The organism is Legionella donaldsonii (assembly GCF_900452385.1).
GTDB classification, from domain to species: Bacteria; Pseudomonadota; Gammaproteobacteria; order Legionellales; family Legionellaceae; genus Tatlockia; species Tatlockia donaldsonii.
On record NZ_UGOA01000001.1, the window covers coordinates 1,173,463 to 1,192,117 of the forward strand.

The window sequence follows — 18,655 nt, forward strand, 5'->3', positions numbered from 1 at the left end:
CAATTACCGATGTCCTCGAGCCAGGTCAGAGTCACTCCTGTTTGCTAAATAGGTATCTGCCATCTCTTCATCGGTTATATCAACGGGCATATTCACAACGTTGCTTTTTGCAAAAAATGAATGTTCAAAACGCGAGCTATTTTTTGTAAATGCTTTCTTGATATAGCGAAATAATTTATCAACCCCATCACCAGTCAGCGCACTTGTTTGAACATAGGCAATAATATTATGGGCTTCTGCTTGTAATTTTATTGTTAGTGCATCAATTTCATCCTGACTTATTTCTCGTTGTTTATGAAGATCCGACTTATTCCCGACCAGGATAATAAACGGGTTTTTCATGGCATGTCTTTGGGCATCATTGACATAATGTTCGACGTGGGAAAAGCTTGCTCTATTCGTCAAATCAAAAACCACAACAATGCCTTGGGCATAGTGATAATAAAAAGGATGGATGTCCTTATAGCGTTGGTGTCCACTCATATCCCAACAGGCACTTAACCAATCGGACTTAAGGCGAAATACGTATTCTGCACCAATAGTTGGTGTGGGTTCGTAATTATAGCTGCAGTGATGGTGTATGAGTTGAGTTTTACCTGTATTGGTATCGCCAATAATAACTAATTGATTCTTCATAGAGGTATTTTAGGATAGATATTTACTTAATTAGGGGACTATGTCATCTATTTAAAATAATTACCAGTTCCAGCGAATATTCTATACTGTGGAGTAGGATGATATCTGCCTCATCACAATGTGCGTGGTGAACATAGCGATGACTTAGAGGAGTAATGATGGAATTTAATGCCTTATATGAAGAATTAGGCCTTAATTCAACGCAGAGTGATGAAGAGAGAGTCCAGATTTTAGCACAATGGTGTTATGAAAAAGTATCCAGAGATATCCGCTTTACTGATAAGTTAGAGGACAACTATGAAAACTATGAGGAACTGGCAACAGACTACCTCGAAGAGTTTCTAATTAATATTCCTCTGGATCTCGGGGAAGAGGTAGCGGCGTTTGAGGGGAGGAATGCTATCCAAGCAGCCGCCTTTTTGGGCCTCGATCAAGCAATCGCTTCCTTAAATCCACAACGGGATTTATTAAATAAACCCGATGCTCATGGAAATACACCTTTGCATATCGCTGCTTTGGCAGGGCATTTTTATACTGTTTCGGTTTTGCTTGATTTGGGGGCGGCTTTTGACAACCCTAATAAACAGTCGCAGCTACCTATTTTTAGTGCTTTAGAAATGCCAATGCTTTATGAAGATGACTTAAAAGAAAAGAAAATAAGAATTTTTAGACTACTAAGAGAGAAGTCACCAAAAACACTGGAGCATCAAGATATTAGTGGAGATACAGTACTCCATTTGATGGCAATTCACGATTTTTCTACTTTATTGGCAGAGGTCCTGAAAACAAATCCCGAGCTTGCCTTGATTAAAAATAATTATTTCTGTTATCCAATCCATACCGCTATTTTAAATAATAAAATCGATTGTGTCCGTAGTCTGCTAGCAATGGAGCAAGCAACAATCTTGGCGGATAGCAAGGGACGATTAGCGCTTCATTATGCAGCGCGTTATAGTGATAAAGACATCACTATTCTTTGCTGTGATGCCAGCGAAGATCTTAATGTGCTTGATGGGAGAGGACGCACCGCTATCATGTTAGCAGCACAGGCAGGAAATAATGCGGCTTTAAACGTGCTGGTTGATAAAGGGGCGGACTTACATGCTATTGATAGTGAAGGCTATTCGGCACTGCACTATGCTGTACTCGCCGGGCATTTGGAAACAGTGCGTTGGTTATTGGCAAATACGACGATTGATTTCAATGCGCCTGATAGCAAACAACAAACGCCCCTTGCTCTTTGTAATACACCTGAGAAAATTCAAATTAAGAACTTGCTTCTCGAGAGAGGGGCGATTTAACGTCCTTTTTAACAAGGATATTAAGCAAATGTACTGGATGGTGTGACTGTCCCCATTTTTTCTGGTGGTTCCTGCTCATCGTTCGGACGAGCCAAAAGGCCACTATTTGTTTGGGAGCTAATTAACAAATTGATGGGTGGCACTTCCGAAATAGTTAGTGTCTTCGCAGATAAGACACAGGAAGTATCCGTAAATGCCCGATGAATTAGGTTCCATAACCCTGGTTCTGTGGCTGTAACCTGACACACTTGCCGAACAAACTCATCAACGTCTCCAGGCCAACCATTTTTTTCTAAACAAGTAAGGTTGGAGTTTAAAAGCGCCTGCAGGGAAGGCTTATCATAGGCATAAAAAAAGCCTTTGCTCTCATTGATATAAGTCGTAATCCCTTTTTGTCTAAAAGCGTTTTTTAATTCTTCAATATTGTAGCCGCCTTCAACAATTTCCTGGGTAGTGAGATAACCAAGCGTTTTCTTGATACCTACCAAATTAAGGTCGCTGGTAATTTTATCCACAAAAAACTCACCGATTTCTTTAGAAATATAACGCTGATCTCGATGACGTTTTGGGACAATAAGATATAAAAGATTTGTTTCTTTGCTATCGAATAACTGTCCCAAACTAACATGATTAGTTAGCAAGGCTTTCCTATTAAAAAGTACGCGTAGATCATTAATATCTTCAACAGTGCATAGATCTCCAAATTTTTTCTTATAGTAGTCTACTATTTGTGATTTTAAATCGAGAATAGTTGATTTTTCATCCAGAGATAATTCAAATTCACTATCATCAATGCTCTTTATAAGAAACTTCATTTTTCCACCAAAATAAAAGAGAACTTGCTATTCTATCTTAGTTAAATTAAATCAATATTAAGGAAATATTAAGAATAAATTTCCATCAAAACCTGTCATTTTTATTTTTTTACTACCATCCTTAGCAAGGCGTATAATTTAACCTGAAGCAGAGATTTTTTTCAGAATAAGCGGAGTTGGGCATGCAACGAATAATTTTTATATTTTTTTTAACAGCGGGATTGGTGGGCAGTCTTTTTGCAGCAACGATAAAGGATTGGCAATTATCGCCAGAGGGTTTGGGGCCTATCCAAATTGGTATGACCTTAAAACAAGCAGAGCAGGCCTCTGGCATGAAATTTGGTTCGACTAAACCGGAGGTAGATCAAGCGGAAGACGAACGTTGTTTTTATGTTAGCCTAAAAGGAACTCAGGGTTTATCCTTCATGATTTCGGGCGATAAAATTGTGCGTATTAATATAACTTCCTCGTCTTTTTCTACCTCAAAAGGGGCAAGAATTGGCGATACGGAAGTGCAGGTACAGGCTTTATATGCTGGCAAGCTCGAAGTTGAACCCCATCACTATGATCAAAACGGTCATTATCTTACCCTTATTGAAACAGGGAGGGATCGTGCCATTCGCTTTGAAACGGATGGTAAAGTAATCACGCAAATTTATAGTGGTAGAAATCAGGAAACACATTATGTTGAAGGTTGTTTGTAATGAAGTCGTAATTTGCATGCTGTCCTATAATTAATCATTATTTGCTCTTCATTCTACTCTGTAAAGTACGTCTCGTTGGACTAAGGAATTGACGATGAGCAACAAAGGTGATCTCTATTTGACAATGCAGGAATTAATGAATCTTATGATCATCCTTGGTTACCCTCTAACGTCCCAAGGTCTTTGTTATGGTTATAGTTATTCAGCACAATTGACAATGTTGGGTGCAGAGTTAGAGACATTCAATCAACGATCCATAAAATTAGCTGAAATATATAGAAAACTTGAAGGGATAGCGAAAGAATCCCTGTTAAAAATATATACTTCCTATCCGCCAAAGGATTTGCAAAGTCATCCAGATAATTCGGTTGGTGTTTTAATAGAAATGTTGAAAAAAGAACGTTTTGCAAAAGACAAGACGGAATTTAACAAATTAGAAAAATTGAAAAAAGAGCTTATTACAGAATTTACAAATAGCGTAAAAGAGATTTCTATTAATAAAGAAAATGCAGCTCTTCAAAGTCAAGCTTATTTTGACTCCGTATCTGTTTTTCATGATATTTCTTCGATTACTCCGAATACGCGGCCCTCTAATCAACAAAATGCACGTTTGGTCATGAAACTGCTTACGCCAATTAAGCTTGAGAAGATGGGGAAAAAGATTCATCATCCCAATGCAATTACAGGTATTTTTGACCATACCGCCTTAAGTCAGGCGTTATCTTTGATGGCAAAAAAAATGCCTCCGATGGATTCTCCCGTGTCTTTCGAATTCGCAAGTTATTTTAAAGTTCCTGGTTCAGGTCAGAATGCTTCAGAAAAGACAGCGCTACATGCAATTGGGGTAGGGTTTGACCCCAATAAAAAGGAATGGCTCTTTGCTGATTCTATGGAACATCAAATAAAGCGTTTTCCTCTGGGAGAAGAAGACAAGTTAGCCAAAGAAATAGTAAAAGAATTTACTCACATGAAAGAATTTAAAGGAGGGATCGCCAAGCCCTTTTATATTAATCCTCTGCTCACTGATGCAAAAGCGCTTGAACCATTTAATCAAGCCGTTACTGAACTGCAGAATTCGCAGGCCTGGCAGCAACTGCAAATTTTCAATCAGAATAAGCAAGAGAATGAGGAGTTTCTTGTGAGAAATCTCCTTATGGAGGGTGCGCCCCAAGTGATAGAGGATTTTTTTTCAAAAAATCCCTATAAACAGTTAATAACTAGTCTAGAAATCGAAGGCAAACCTTTAATTAACTGGTTTTTATGGGCAAGAGGTAGCGATGAAAATATTGATTTACTTCTAGCCAGCTTCATTAAATGCGGTGGGGTGGTGAATGCGAAGGACAGCCAAGGTAATTTAGCATTGAATATATACCTGGCTGATTGTTGGAAAATGAAGAAATTAATGGAAACTGATAAGAAGGCGATCCAGTTTTTTTTAGCGCATGGAGCCGATATTAATGCTCGTACTAGCTATAAAAACCCGCCGCTTTTCCATGCAGTATATCACCAGAGTAGCGACCTCGTTGTTTTTTTGGTAGAAAACGGCGCAGATCCGAATCTATTAAGTGTTAATTGGGATAATACTATTACTTCATGTTTACATCTGTTAATAGAGGAAGTAGGGCGCGGGGGTAATGAAGCTGATAACGCAATAAAAATGGTAAGCCTTCTTCTGGAACATGGGGCTGATCCTCATGCTGGGGAAGATCTGAATCAAGGAAGATCAGCCTTTCAAGTACTAAAGGATGAACGCAAAAAATACCCGGGGTTTGAGGGTTTCAAAAGGGTGGAAGAGTTATTCTCAGGCCTTGAAAAGGCACTTGGTCAATCTGGGGCTCCTAAGTAAAGTCGTATAAAAAACCGATAACAGGGGATGAATTCAGAATAAAGTAAATTTCGGAAGAGCAAATCATGAAACTCGATGACGGTATGTTAGGATAGGGTCAAGTAGTTGCAGGTGTTTATGATCGGTTAGCAATCGTTAGTGGATGTTCGATGAACTTGGCCGCATGAAATTTTTCAATAAAGGATAATCATGCTCAAAAAATTATGGCGGGGAGAGTACCCATTATGGTTAACATTTTGGGTATTTGCTGTAGGGGGTACAGTTTTACTTCAGGGTTTTGTTTATCTCATTCAGTTTTTTTACAGCTCTAACTCGATACAGAGCGTTTCTTTTATTTATCTAATACTGACGGTTGCACTGCTGTATACCGTTTTTTTATGGATTGTAACAGGCCGCAGTTCAACGAACTATAAAGGGACACGACTGTGGCCAATTATGGCAAAAATAGTTATTGCATTAATTTTTTTAAAATCATTAACGGATAGTTATCTCATCTACGAATATGAAACGATAAAAGATGACTTTCGTGAGCAACTTGTCAAAAAAATACAGGCTAAAAATAAGAAGCTACCCATAAAATGGGGGGACACATTGGAGTGGTACAAGGTCGCTGTTGAAGGAAACAACATGGTTTTCTATTATCGATTTGTCAATTTGAATCCACTCCAACAGGCCTCTCTGCAAATGAGTCCGACCCTTGTCCAGAAGAGGTTGAATGAAATATTTAGTGGGGAAGCAGTTTGTAAAAGCAAAGATGCCACCTTATTTTTTCAACATAACATGGGACTTATCTATCGTGTGGATAGAAAAGGACAACAACCTTATCTTGTTTATGTAACGGCAGAGCAATGTAAAGAAAAAACAAATTGAGCTGGGCAATTAGTTCTAGTGATTGGTATTAAAAAATAAGAAAATAAAAGGCGCCGGGACAATAAGGTCCCCGGCGAACGTTGCTTGTAGAAAACGACGTTATTTACCAATAAGAATAAAAATGGCAGCGACCAGGGCGACAATTGCTACTACGATACTTGGAATGGCAATACCTGGTGCTAGAGTACTAAGAGCAACCAAGATTAAATAGACTGCTAGAAAAATAAAACCGATATTTTTGATAAATGTCATAATTATTCCTTTAAATAATTCACTAGATTTCTTTGGAAGAAGTCTATAGAAGGTCCAACGCACAGTTCCACAAGGAACCCATGAACTAGTATGACTGAACACCATTCTTGGGTCTAGAGCTAAGGAAAAAGACAAGAAACGAAGCTCTGTAGACTTTTAACAGCTTGCAACGAGCTGACCACCTGATAAACCACCATCAATGACGAGTTCACTCGCTGTCATAAAGCGTGATTCGTCGGAAGCAAGGTAGGCAATGGCGTAGGCAATATCCTCTGGTTGACCGATATGGCCAATCGGTTGAATGGTATTGTGCCGGGCAATAAATTCTTCATAGCCTATTGCGGATTTACGTGCTACTTCTTCCAGTAGGGGGGTCCAAATGTAACCGGGATGAATAGAGTTAACACGAATTTTGTCTTTCGCATAAAGCATCGCATCTGTTTTAGTCATTAAGCGAATTGCTGCTTTAGCGGCGTGGTTAGCCGGGTAATCAGGTGTACCAATTAAACCATGTAAAGAAGACATGTTGATAATACTGCCGCCACCGGCTTCTCTCAGATGAGGAATCACATGTTTGGTGCAGAAGAGAACACTTTTAACATTAATGTTCATTACCTTATCCCATTCTGCTTCGGTGAGTTCATGAGTAGGCTTATTATCGCCAATAATACCTACATTATTGACTAATACATTGATTCGGCCCCAGGCTTCACTAATCTGATAAAACGTGGTTTGCACGTCTTTCTCAATAACGGCATTCATCGGCCAAAATTGAGCCTTCCAGCCTTGGGAATTGAGTTCGGCAACAATGTTTTCTCCCTTTTCTATATTGATATCGAGTAAGGCAACCTGCGCTCCTTCTTTGGCGAGTAAACGGCAAGCAGCTTCACCAATACCCGAAGCACCTCCGGTAACCAGGATGACTTTATTGTTTAATCTGTTCATCAATTTTTATCCTTAAACCAAATGGGGCAAGTCTAACCTACCAATTAGGTTTAAACTACCTTAGAGAGATATCCAATAGGTTATGCTTATTTATTGTAAGTCGACCAACTAGTTTGAGGAGATAAAATGAGGATTACCATTGAACAGCTTTCGCCTATAGTTGCGCAAAATTTATGTCGCAAGATTACAGCAAATCTGCCTGAGTATTTTGGTTTACCTGCCTGTAATGAGCACTATGCAATGGGTGTCCTGGATAGAATTAATTTTGCAGCAAAGCTTGGTAATGATTATGTAGGACTTTTATGTTTGGATTTTCCTTATCCAACAACGGCCAATATTTATTGGATGGGAGTCATGCGCGAGAATCATCGCCAAGGGGTAGGGGCCCTTCTGCTTTTGTCGGCAATAAAGTATGCGCATCGATTAAATGCTTCTACTTTAACAGTGGAAACATTAGCGCCAAAGGAAGCGGATAAAAATTATCTAAAGACTTATCAATTTTACCGAGCACAAGGTTTTTCTCCATTATTTAATTTAAAACCAGAGAACTATGATTTTCTAATGGTCTATATGGCAAAAAATATATCTGATGCCGTCATTGAAAATGAGAATAAGATTAATCTCAGATCGCTAGTGCAAACTGATATTCAGCCTATTGTAGAAAAATTTAGCAGACATAATTGGGTAAAACCTGCTTCGACGTTTACCACCTATTTAGCTGAACAAAATAGAGGGGAACGTATTATTTGGCTTGCTTTTTCCCAAGATGAATTGGCCGGTTATGTTACTCTAAAATGGCTATCGTCCTATCCATCATTTCGAGATCAAAATATACCGGAAATTATGGATCTGAATGTATTGCCACCTTATCGTAAGAAGGGGATTGGTTCCTGTTTGCTCGCTCGGGCTGAACACGAGAGCGCTAAAAAAAGTACTCGATGTGGATTGGGGGTTGGGCTTTATGGCGATTATGGACAGGCGCAAAGACTCTATATAAAAAGAGGATATCTACCGGATGGCCTGGGGATAACGTCTCATTACAATGATGTTGTCCCTGGGGGGCGCTATGCCGTGGATGATGATTTAGTTCTATGGTTAACTAAAAAATTAGTTTAGTATAAATTAAAGGTTGAAGGTAGCGGATAGAAATCCGAATAAGCCTGAGATACTAAAGTTTACCCAGGTGAGTCGACGCTAACAATACTATGAATACATTACAATGGCTTTCGCATCTTATTGGTTTTAACACCATTTCTAGTAATTCCAATATCCAATTAATTGAGGCCATTGAGGCTTGGTTTAAACGCTATGATATTCCTTATCGTCTTATTCACAACAAGAAAAAATCTAAAGCAAATTTATTAGCAACCATCCCTGCAAACAATGGTGAAACACAGGGAGGTATTCTATTCTCTGGCCATACCGATGTAGTTCCAGTCGCTGGACAGCCTTGGGATACCGATCCTTTTATCGCCACAGAAAGAGATGGCAAAATTTATGGTCGTGGGGCCTGCGATATGAAAGGATTTGTCGCTGTTTTACTTGCTCTCGTCCCCGAATTTAAAACATTAAATCTTTTAAAACCTATCCATTTTGCTTTTACCTATGATGAAGAAGTTGGCTGTATAGGAGCAGACGTTTTAACCAGGCATTTACGGAAAATAGGTCTGCAGCCAGAAGCTTGCATGATTGGTGAGCCCTCTAATATGCGGCCAATAATCGGAGAGAAATCCCGGCAAGTTTACCACTGTAAGGTCAAGGGTTTGGCAGCGCACTCATCACTTGTCATGCGTGGTTGTAATGCAATTGAATATGCCAGTCGTTTGATTGCTTATGTCAGCAATATTGCTAGCCACCTGAGGAAAAACGGTCCTTTTGATGAGGATTTCGATGTTCCTTTCACAACGATTTCTACGAATATTATCAGTGGTGGAATTGCTGCCAATGTTACTCCTGGTCATTGTGAATTTATTTTTGATGTGCGGTATATCCCCCAATTTCTTCGTGAAAATTTCCGTAGTCAAATTGAAAATTATATTCGTGATGAATTATTACCTGAGATGAAAATAACATGCCCGGATGCTGCGATTTCCCTCAATCAAATATCCGATTCGACTGGGTTTAACGCGTCAGAAGATGCTCTCATTACGCGATTAGTGCGTATGGTTACCGGTGTAAAAGAGCGGTTGAAAGTTTCTTATTCAACGGAAGCGGGCATTTTTCAAGAGGCACATATCCCTACAATTGTTTGTGGTCCGGGTGACATTGAGCAGGCACATCGACCTAATGAGTTTGTCAGTATTGAACAACTTAAAATTTGCGAAAAAGTTCTAAGTAATATTGTCAATTTATTTTGTCTGAATTTAGATGCCGGCAGCAGTTTTTAATTTCATATTATTGATTTTTAATACGGTAAAAACGGCATTCCATATCCAAATAATACTCATCCTTATAGTATTCCATCCCGCAATTTTTCATTACGCGAAACGAGCCTTTATTTTTTTTATCGGCATAAGCAATAATATAGTCGGCTTTAATATAGGTTTTTGCCCAATTCAGCAGTGCGCTTAGTACTTCAGTGCCATAACCTTTGTTCCAGTATTTCTGATGAAAAAGATAACCCACTTTGGTTTCGCCACTATCAAGGTGATCAAAATAAGCTTCACCAACAAACTCATTGGTTTGAAGTTTAAAAATAACAAAGCAGGGGAGGCCTTTGGTTTTGCAGTTCAGCATACAGTCATTCATGTAGGCTTTAATTTCATCATCAGTGAGAGTACCCTCGGGAAAGAATTCTTTAACAACCGGATCCTTATCCAGGCTTCTGAGATGTTCAATGTCTTCCCGTCGCATAAAACGCAAACCCAGGCGTTTTGTTTCGATTAGATAGTTTTGCATCCTATTTCATACCCTTTGATTTCATTCCCTACTAGTAAGAATGGCTGAAAAATAGGATGCTTTCCAGTTGCCATGGTGAGCACTGGCATGACTGATAGTAATCTATACCTTTTTTACAAACTGCGATTTCAATTGCATAGGACCAATACCATCAATTTTACAATCGATGTCGTGGTCACCCTCAATTAATCTTATATTTTTAACTTTAGTACCGACTTTTACGACCAAGGAAGAGCCTTTAACTTTTAAATCCTTGATAACAGTCACTGTATCACCATCGTTTAGGATATTTCCGTTAGCGTCTTTAATAACCGTTTCTTTATCTGTGTTCCTTTCAGAGATATCTTTCGGCCATTCATGAGTGCATTCCGGGCAAATAAAAAGTTGGCCGTCTTCATAAGTGTACTCGGAGTTGCATTCTGGGCATCTTGGCGGGTTATTCATGTTAAATCCTATTGTTGATTGGCTTTCAATTTGAAACAGTACTGTTATTTTTGGGCAGTAACCATTTTTTTCCTTCGACTAATCGGGCAATCATCATACTACTTACGCTATTACCTGTCACATTCAACATCGTTGCTAGTGGATCGATAAGAATGCTAATAGCCGCTATAACTATCAGCACTGATGGTGGAAATCCGTAGATAGTCAGGATTAATAATTCACCGAGCATACCACCACTTGGAATGGCTCCCATGACGGTACCAACCAATAAGGAAACACCCAGCGCGGTGAGTAACACGGTGGCTCCCGAAAAATCCAGATGAAAAATACCAAACAAAAAGGCAATTTTAAAAACACCACCGATCACAGAGCCATCTTTATGAATGATGGTTCCCAGCGGAATGGCTGTTTCATAAATTTCTGGGGAAACGTTCATTTTCTTTGTGGCAATCAAATTGGCAGGAATGCTTGCAGCGCTGCTACAGGTTGCGATGGCTGTGGTCGCAGGAAGCCATACATTCTTCCAAAATGTTCTTATTCCCGCTGTGTTACCGGCGAGGTAGGCGTAAAAAGTATAGGCAGCGATGAAATAAACCAGTGACGAAATATAATAAATGACAGTAATGCGAACATAACTTTCCATTAATTTAGGACCCAGTTCACTCACTAAAACGGCAAAATAAGCAAAAAAACCAATGGGGGCGTAATACATAATGAACGAGAAAACGCGCATGAAAATTTCTTCACCTGATTGTAAAAAGGTGGCGAATAATTTGCCTTTTTCACCTGTAGTGGCAACAGCCAGCCCCACTAAAACTGAAAAGACAATTAAGGCAAGCATATTTTCGTGGGAGAGGAGTTTGGAAAAATCGGGAACGGTGAAGATAGCAGCAATCTGACTTGAAAAACTGATCGTAGCCACTTTCTCAGGGTTTGCCAACTGCAAATAAACATCTTGTGCAGGCGGGAAAAACGTTACAATAAGAATGGTATAGATAGCTGCTATCATTCCAGTAAACAGAAAAACAATAGCCATATAGAAAATAATTTTTCCCAGCTTTCCCAAAGAACCTGCGCGTGCAATAGCCGAGGACACGCTGAAAAAAATGAGTGGTACAATTGCTGTAAAAATTAAATTGAGAAAAATATCGCCCAAAGGCTTTAAATAACGGGTACCGGAGCCAAATAAATAGCCAGCCAAGCCTCCCAGCAAAATGGAAGTAATTAAAATAATGGGAAAAGCGTATGAGTTAAGTGTGTTATGTCGAGTTGTCACAACCAAAAATGTCCTATTACTTCTTCAGCCAATAAGCTTAGATAACAGAATTCATAAAAAAAGTCACTGCACTCGCTGATTTTGCGTTATTTTTTCAATGAAAATCACTTAATGTTTTTTTAAGAAACACTTAATATTTTCTTAAGATTTCCTTAATGTATAAGCACTATACTTATAAAAGCTTTTTCTCTAAGGATGTACTCTCATGCCTACCGTAAGTATCGAATCAAATGCTAATAAACAGCTCAGAACCAATTATGCCCGCACTCTAAAGCAAATTAAACATGATTACAAAGAGTTAATGGAAAGATTTTCTAGCCTTGATCAGTCTGTGTCCGCATCAGAAGCTTTTATGATTGAATTGGGGAAAAAAGTTGTTAATCGATTGATTTTAACAGAGGATGATGCAAAAAAATTAGGTAGGGATACGCATACCTTACCCAGTTTTATCAAGAGATCGGAGCTTTGGGCTTTGTGTAAAGGCTCACAATCGCTTCTTCTTAAGTTGTGCGAAAGAGACGCATGGCTACGCCGGTTAACGGGTGCGGATAGTAAGCACGGCAGGGTGGAAGATCGTGAAGCCTTTCATAACCGAGTGAATAAGTTCAAGAAAATATTACAAGAGTTAATGAAAGATACGAACGAATATGAGCTATGCCTTCCTTTTATAGAAAAATTTGAACAAGGAACCCTCGCTGCGTTTAATGACTACCGCAAGCAACTGGGTTTCGCAGAAAGAGTCACCCCTCGCTTACTTAAAGGGTTTTGTGAGCAAGACCATAAAGGCTCTTTGCAAGTACAACAGGCGAGTGTCTTAAATCAGGTTTTCAAAAAGCTGAGCGCAATTTCTGATAATAGGATTACTCAGGAAGAACTCAAATTTAAACAAACCAAAGCATATAAAGAAGCTGCTTCCCCAATGGAGAAACGAATCCTATTGAAGAAGCATATGGATGCCTTTAGAGAAAGTTTACCTTTACAAGAAAAACTGGAGTTCCTGGATCGCGTTCTGCAGAGTCAACAACCCTTTAAAAAAAGAACGCTCACCAAAGAAGAAAAGAAAACGTTAACTAAAGAAGAAAAGGCAGCGATAGCCCTGGAAGAAAAAGAAAAAATGCTTCAGCACAAGGCAGATAAAAAGGAATTTGCCCCTTTATTTAAACGTAATACCAAGGCAGAGCAGCAAGGAAATGCTATTCCTATTATTCAGCATTTAAAAGACCTTCGAGCAGCTTTCGCAGTAGCAGAAGAAGCCAGAATTGGATATCTTCAAGCTGTACAGGCATCACAACCAGAGGCGCGTAAACGAAAAACAGATTCTGCCAAGCCTTCTGCCCCAGAGGAAAGACCGGAGAGCCCTAAAAAGCAAAAAACGGAATCAGGTAACTATGCAAGAAAAATGCGTCTTTTCCATGAAGCAGAGCAACAATCTGAGCAAACAACAGGCCAAACGGTTGATATGGATCTTGAAATAGCAGACGCACCTTTGATTGTACCCATGTACTCAAAATAAGAATTGAAAAAATTTCTTCGTCTTAGTAGGAGGGCTATCGCATTGTTTGAAACTAACAATACGATGGCCCTCATTATTGATACGTTGTTGTGTTCATTATTCGTTTGATGTTTCCCAAATCTGTACGCAATTTCTTCCAGCAGCCTTTGCGGCGCTCATGGCGTGCATACTGTGATCTATACATTGCTCTATAGGTAGATGGGGATCAAGTAAGGCTAAACCAATGGAAACGGTCATGCGAATAGTTTCCTGCTGGCCTGCATCGATGGTGATGGTGGCAAGACCTTTTCGTAAGCGCTCAACCACTTTTTGGCCTGGGGCTAGTGCAGTGAAAGGAATACATAACAGGAATTCTTCACCACCATAGCGAAATACTCTGTCATAAGGCCTAAGATTATCAATCAGGTAATGTGCGATAGCTGCTAATACCTTATCGCCTATGTAGCGTCCGTGTTGCTCATTAATCTCACTAAAATGGTCCAGATCAACCATAGCAATACAACAATTTTGACCCTGGCGCTTGGCTAATTCCTGTTGTTCGCGCAAGATGGGTAAGATGCCTAATTGTGAAATAGCCCCAGTCAACGCATCGCGATTATATAATAAGGACTCCAGTTCACTTTTTAATGCAGTAATTTCCAGTTGTAAATAGGCCAGTGCGCTGGTAAAAAGATCATAGTTAACAGGGCTGATAGTTCCTGTTGCAGCTTCTTTTACTAGCTGTAAAGCGAGAAGATGTATTTTTTTGTGTGCTTCATCAATAGTAAGAAATCCAGGATAGTCATTGAGCTCTTTAGGGGCTGATGTGCTTAGCCATTGACCAAAGATGCATTGATGGTGCCCATCGGCTTGTAGATTATTATTATCAATGGGTAAATGGCAAACAAGGGCGCGAAGGAGCGTGCTATGCCATTGTAAATGTTCACTAAGCGCTTGTTCAAGCTGGATGATGACCTGTTGGAGCTCATGGCGTGGAATCATGTTGGCTGATAACATGATACATCCTTCTAGTTATCCAAAACCACAGTCACTCTAAGTATATTAGGTCACTATTACAAAAACAACCTGCTAGATTTTTAGCAGGCTATCAGACTTTAGGCGAGTTTGCCAGGCCGTTCTCTTTCCCAATATTTTAAAGGTGATAAAGAAGGATTCTCCATAGCGTCTACAGGTAGATAAAAAGTTTGCTCCAACAAAAATTGCCCCCCTAGGGCAGCATGGGAGACTTGATCAGTAAAGACTATCCAAGTGCTATTGGCAGGAAAATCAAATCGTTGTTTATTGACGGTTTGTTGATAGTCATCATTAAGTTTCATCGTATCATGTAAATTGAGCTGATAGTGATCATAGGCTGAGCGGAGCGTTTTAGTTGCTTTTATCCAATGTAAAAATTTAGCGCGAATAGGGCTATAGTTTGGAATGCCTGCGGCAAAGCGATTAAGCACTTTGGCAAAGGGCTCGCCCAGATGCCAGACTCTTGGTGCTCCATGCGGGTTAATATTGCAAAAGACGCGTAATATACGTTGTCCGTTAACTGGGCTGGCTGGAAACGAGTCAACATGCAGACGAGTATCATCCTTGCGCTTTGAGCTGACTCTTCCTTTAATCTCGGCAGGGCGATAACTGGTTCTTCCCCATAGGAGTGCCTGTTGATATTGCGGAAATACCGTATCTACCAATTGCTTTGCAAATTCAGCATAGCGCTGCATAAACGCTTTTAATGGGGCCGATAGCGCATTTTCATCACCCTGCTGTCGATAACCTCCCAAGCGTTGTCGGCTATAATCAAAACTCACATTTTTATGTTTACCATCCAGGATTGTTTCCGTGAGTAATTGCTCGGTTTCTGCTGTCTGAAGCGAAAAAGCATAATTGGGAAAGTAAATGACTTTGCCAGTCTCCAGGGATTGCAAAGCAAGCTCTTTATTGTCGGCACTAATGGACTCTAAATCATTGATGTTCAGAATATGCAATTGGTCGTTCATATTGTCTCAGACTTGATTAATCAAAACGACATGATTCTAGCAAATTATTCTGTCAATTTGCTGAAATTGATGAATTATCTTAGTTTGCAGCCTATTATTGAAGGGTATATAGATATTTTGTTATTTATCTGGAAAGGCCAACGATAAATAATATCAATGGTTATGATTTAACCAATTGATTTTAAAATATCTTCTTTTTGCGCTATGGTTAGAGGAGGTAATATTTCTCTAGCTTGCGTGTTGACAGCTTGATAATGGAGCACCGCAGCGGCGCCTCACGCTCGTATGTGTGGGCAGCGAAGTGCAGAAAATCAAGCGGTAAGCACCAAGATAGCAGGAATGTAAACAGCCTCGAATACATGAAATAACAAGGAGTTTGTATGAGCGATGTCGTCAAAAAACTATCCATTATCATGGCAGATACTTATGCATTGTATTTAAAAACCCAAAATTATCATTGGCATGTTACAGGTCCCCAATTTAAAGCGTTGCATGAATTATTTGAAATGCAATATCTGCAATTAGCGGAGGCTGCTGATCAAGTTGCTGAACGTATCCGCATTATGGGGCATAAAGCGCCAGCGACGTTTAAGGAATTTGAGCAATTAAAGAAGATAAAAGATGGGGATTCCAGCCTTGATGCTAATCAGATGGTGACCGAACTTGCTAATGATCATGATACGTTGGTGAAAGATCTGAACCAGGCAATGACCTTAGCACAAGAAAATAATGATGAAGGGACTGCTAATTTACTTTCCAATCGTATTGAAGAGCATGAGAAATCACGTTGGATGTTAAATGCATCACGTGCCAAATAGCTTTAACTAAAAAAATAAATAAGACAACAGGGCTTAGGCTCTGTTGATCTTATTAGGTTGCTTAAATCAAAAAAATCTTCCCTAGTTTTAAGATATCAGCCACAATCCTTGCTGATTGGGAGTTCGATGCAATACTGGATGCGTGTTTATTCCATGTAGTGCAGCAATAGCAGGATAAATAGGTGATACAATTTCTTTTTGCCACTAGTCTATTTTTAAGCGCAGCCTTGTTATTTGTGATCCAGCCTATGGTAGCAAAAGCGATGTTGCCTCTCTATGGCGGTACGCCGGCTGTTTGGTCAGTCTGTATGTTATTCTTTCAAGCGTTATTATTGTCGGCTTACGGTTACGCCTGGTTGCTTAGTCGTTTTGCTAATTGGCGGTTTGGGAGGTCATTGCATTTTGTAGTCGCGTTACTCAGTCTAATTGTTTTATTACAGCCCTTTATTCCTTCTGAGAGTGGTGCAGTACCTGAGTTATCTATTTTAAAAGATTTAATCGGTCAATTAGGATTGCCATTATTAATCATTGGTGCTTCCGCGCCATTGTTACAATTTGCTTATAGTCAAACACGGGATAAATACGCCAATGATCCCTATTTTTTATATGTAGCTTCCAATGTAGGCAGTTTACTGGCATTAATCAGTTATCCATGGCTGATTGAATATGCTCTTGGCATAGAACAGCAATTTCATTATTGGCAATGTATGTTTGTTGTTTATTTGTTGTTTCTGGGGGTTATCTTTTTTACTATCCCTTACCAGCAATTAGAGTCAATAAAGAAGAAAAACAACCTTGCCTGGCAATCTATTTTTCGTTGGGTAAGTTATAGTTTTGTTCCCTGTAGTTTAATGTTGGGTGTGACTTTTTATATATCGACTGATATTGCGGCAACCCCCTTGCTGTGGGTATTTCCTTTAGCACTGTATTTGTTGTCTTTCGTCATCACTTTTGCCAGAAAGCCACTGATTTCTCATGCCTGGGTGGAGCGCTCTACCTTGTTGGCTGTCATTTTCCCTGTGCTTGTATTTATCGTTGGTGCCAGTTTGTTGCAAGCCTGGCAATTAATTATTTTCCATTTAGTCAGCTTTTTTATGTTTGCTTTATTGTGTCACGGCGAATTAGTAAGGATGCGGCCGCCAGCTAGTCAATTGACAAGTTTTTATTTTTGCCTTGCCTTGGGTGGCGTATTAGCTGGTTTGTTTAATGGTTTGCTGGCACCAAGAATTTTTAATGATGCCTATGAATATCCTTTGATTTTTCTGCTAGCACTCTTTTGTTTGCCTCTATCCAAATCTACCCGTTTAGGTTGGATGCCTTTTATTGTTCTTGTCCTATTAATGCTTAATTATTGTTTGCCGAATCAACCGTGGGTTTTATGGCTTAAGAAATATCACCTGGCTGAGATTCTAGCCTTAGCTTGTATTATTATTTGGCCAAAAAATAGAATCACGTTGTTTGTGGGCATGAGTATTTTATTCGTTTTTTTATTTTCCCCCTGGTTTAAACCAACAAAAATTTTAAGCCAACAACGCAATTTTTATGGTGTGAAACAAATTGTTTCCCAGTTTGGAGCACATGTTTTAATGAGTCAGAATACGGTGCATGGTTTTCAACTGGAAGGAGCGCAAGGGCCTGGGAATGGGGCTATGGCTTATTACGGTCCCATGTTACCCGTCGTGCGGCATTTACAAGAAACCTATCAGCCGTTGCGGGCTACTATATTAGGTTTGGGAACAGGCATGATGGCTTGCCAGTTTCACAAAGAGGATCAGGTTGACATCATTGATATTGATGAGCAAGTACTTGAGATAGCAAAAAATAGTCTTTTCTTTACCTATTTACGGGATTGTCCACCGAGGGTTTCCTTAGTAGAAGGCGATGGCCGTTTGATATTGCAGAGTAAAGATAAACTTGCAGAACTACTGGTTGTGGATGCTTTTTCTTCTGATGCCATTCCGACCCATTTACTAACCCTGGAAGCATTCAAGCTTTACCAGCAAAAAATTATCGCTGATGGGGTTATTTTGGTGAATATCAGTAATCGCCATCTGAATCTACTGCCTGTACTGACCGCAGCCGGGCGAGAACTTGAATTGCTGGTGTTGCACAAAGGGCATGCTGGCAATAATAAGTTAGGCCAATTTCAATCAGAATGGGTCTTGCTTACAGCAAACCAACCGTTGTCAATTTATTTAATGCGTAGTCACGGGTGGCGTTTTGTTGCGAAAAGAGAGAGTCAATTATGGACCGATGATTACTCTAATTTAATCCCTTTACTCAAATGGTAACGCTGGGAGTAACTGAGAGGAATGGCATAGAAGAAACGCTCAAGCAAGGTGTTAGTGCTTG

18 protein-coding genes are annotated in these 18,655 nt (G+C 39.6%); 9 read left to right on the forward strand and 9 right to left on the reverse strand.

Annotated features, from left to right (window positions below; genetic code table 11):
- Positions 1-3: 3 nt before the first annotated feature.
- Positions 4-636 (reverse strand): Rab family GTPase, encoded by a 633-nt coding sequence (locus DYC89_RS05560; protein WP_115220874.1) that lies wholly within the window; start codon positions 634-636, stop codon positions 4-6.
- A 155-nt stretch (positions 637-791) separates the two neighbouring features.
- Between DYC89_RS05560 and DYC89_RS05565 the strand changes: the two genes are divergently transcribed.
- Positions 792-1,937 (forward strand): ankyrin repeat domain-containing protein, encoded by a 1,146-nt coding sequence (locus DYC89_RS05565; protein ID WP_115220875.1) that lies wholly within the window; start codon positions 792-794, stop codon positions 1,935-1,937.
- 20 nt (positions 1,938-1,957) lie between these two features.
- Here DYC89_RS05565 and DYC89_RS05570 read toward each other — a convergent pair whose 3' ends face one another.
- Positions 1,958-2,752: a hypothetical protein gene (locus DYC89_RS05570; RefSeq protein WP_115220876.1), complete on the reverse strand. Its 795-nt coding sequence runs from the start codon at positions 2,750-2,752 to the stop codon at positions 1,958-1,960.
- Positions 2,753-2,934: 182 nt separating this feature from the next.
- Between DYC89_RS05570 and DYC89_RS05575 the strand changes: the two genes are divergently transcribed.
- The 3 genes from DYC89_RS05575 to DYC89_RS05585 all read left to right on the forward strand — a co-directional run bounded on the left by DYC89_RS05575 (position 2,935) and on the right by DYC89_RS05585 (position 6,172).
- A complete protein-coding gene (locus DYC89_RS05575; RefSeq protein WP_115220877.1) occupies positions 2,935-3,456 on the forward strand; it encodes a hypothetical protein in 522 nt (173 codons plus the stop codon).
- Positions 3,457-3,550: 94 nt separating this feature from the next.
- Positions 3,551-5,302 carry an ankyrin repeat domain-containing protein gene (locus DYC89_RS05580; protein ID WP_115220878.1) on the forward strand — a complete coding sequence of 584 codons (1,752 nt, stop codon included), beginning with the start codon at positions 3,551-3,553 and terminating at the stop codon, positions 5,300-5,302.
- A gap of 189 nt (positions 5,303-5,491) precedes the next feature.
- A complete protein-coding gene (locus DYC89_RS05585) occupies positions 5,492-6,172 on the forward strand; it encodes a hypothetical protein (RefSeq protein ID WP_115220879.1) in 681 nt (226 codons plus the stop codon).
- Between the two features lie 99 nt (positions 6,173-6,271).
- Here the strand turns inward: DYC89_RS05585 and DYC89_RS16480 are convergent, their stop codons facing one another.
- Both DYC89_RS16480 and DYC89_RS05590 read right to left on the reverse strand, forming a co-directional pair.
- Entirely contained in the window at positions 6,272-6,424 is a 153-nt protein-coding gene (locus DYC89_RS16480) for a hypothetical protein (protein WP_181879330.1), read from the reverse strand.
- Between the two features lie 156 nt (positions 6,425-6,580).
- Positions 6,581-7,369 carry an SDR family NAD(P)-dependent oxidoreductase gene (locus DYC89_RS05590; protein WP_115220880.1) on the reverse strand — a complete coding sequence of 263 codons (789 nt, stop codon included), beginning with the start codon at positions 7,367-7,369 and terminating at the stop codon, positions 6,581-6,583.
- A 126-nt stretch (positions 7,370-7,495) separates the two neighbouring features.
- Here DYC89_RS05590 and DYC89_RS05595 point away from each other — a divergent pair, with 126 nt between their 5' ends.
- Both DYC89_RS05595 and argE read left to right on the forward strand, forming a co-directional pair.
- The gene (locus DYC89_RS05595; protein WP_115220881.1) at positions 7,496-8,485 is read left to right on the forward strand and encodes a GNAT family N-acetyltransferase; all 990 of its coding nucleotides are present in this window, start codon (positions 7,496-7,498) and stop codon (positions 8,483-8,485) included.
- 89 nt (positions 8,486-8,574) lie between these two features.
- Positions 8,575-9,756 (forward strand): acetylornithine deacetylase, encoded by a 1,182-nt coding sequence (gene argE / locus DYC89_RS05600; RefSeq protein WP_115220882.1) that lies wholly within the window; start codon positions 8,575-8,577, stop codon positions 9,754-9,756.
- A gap of 7 nt (positions 9,757-9,763) precedes the next feature.
- Here the strand turns inward: argE and DYC89_RS05605 are convergent, their stop codons facing one another.
- The 3 genes from DYC89_RS05605 to DYC89_RS05615 form a co-directional block, all read right to left on the reverse strand.
- Positions 9,764-10,267 carry a GNAT family N-acetyltransferase gene (locus DYC89_RS05605; protein WP_115220883.1) on the reverse strand — a complete coding sequence of 168 codons (504 nt, stop codon included), beginning with the start codon at positions 10,265-10,267 and terminating at the stop codon, positions 9,764-9,766.
- 102 nt (positions 10,268-10,369) lie between these two features.
- Positions 10,370-10,711 (reverse strand): zinc ribbon domain-containing protein YjdM, encoded by a 342-nt coding sequence (locus tag DYC89_RS05610; protein ID WP_115220884.1) that lies wholly within the window; start codon positions 10,709-10,711, stop codon positions 10,370-10,372.
- A 25-nt stretch (positions 10,712-10,736) separates the two neighbouring features.
- On the reverse strand, positions 10,737-11,987 hold the full coding sequence (locus tag DYC89_RS05615; RefSeq protein WP_115220885.1) for a dicarboxylate/amino acid:cation symporter: 1,251 nt from the start codon (positions 11,985-11,987) through the stop codon (positions 10,737-10,739).
- A gap of 205 nt (positions 11,988-12,192) precedes the next feature.
- Here DYC89_RS05615 and DYC89_RS05620 point away from each other — a divergent pair, with 205 nt between their 5' ends.
- Positions 12,193-13,500 (forward strand): hypothetical protein, encoded by a 1,308-nt coding sequence (locus DYC89_RS05620; protein ID WP_115220886.1) that lies wholly within the window; start codon positions 12,193-12,195, stop codon positions 13,498-13,500.
- A 96-nt stretch (positions 13,501-13,596) separates the two neighbouring features.
- Here the strand turns inward: DYC89_RS05620 and DYC89_RS05625 are convergent, their stop codons facing one another.
- Together DYC89_RS05625 and DYC89_RS05630 are read right to left on the reverse strand one after the other, a co-directional pair.
- Positions 13,597-14,496 (reverse strand): diguanylate cyclase, encoded by a 900-nt coding sequence (locus DYC89_RS05625; RefSeq protein ID WP_181879331.1) that lies wholly within the window; start codon positions 14,494-14,496, stop codon positions 13,597-13,599.
- Positions 14,497-14,594: 98 nt separating this feature from the next.
- Positions 14,595-15,485, reverse strand: a complete 891-nt coding sequence (locus DYC89_RS05630; protein ID WP_115220887.1) for a Kdo hydroxylase family protein — start codon at positions 15,483-15,485, stop codon at positions 14,595-14,597.
- Positions 15,486-15,865: 380 nt separating this feature from the next.
- Here DYC89_RS05630 and DYC89_RS05635 point away from each other — a divergent pair, with 380 nt between their 5' ends.
- A complete protein-coding gene (locus DYC89_RS05635) occupies positions 15,866-16,303 on the forward strand; it encodes a Dps family protein (RefSeq protein WP_115220888.1) in 438 nt (145 codons plus the stop codon).
- A gap of 182 nt (positions 16,304-16,485) precedes the next feature.
- On the forward strand, positions 16,486-18,594 hold the full coding sequence (locus tag DYC89_RS05640; RefSeq protein ID WP_115220889.1) for a spermidine synthase: 2,109 nt from the start codon (positions 16,486-16,488) through the stop codon (positions 18,592-18,594).
- Positions 18,595-18,655 lie beyond the last annotated feature (61 nt).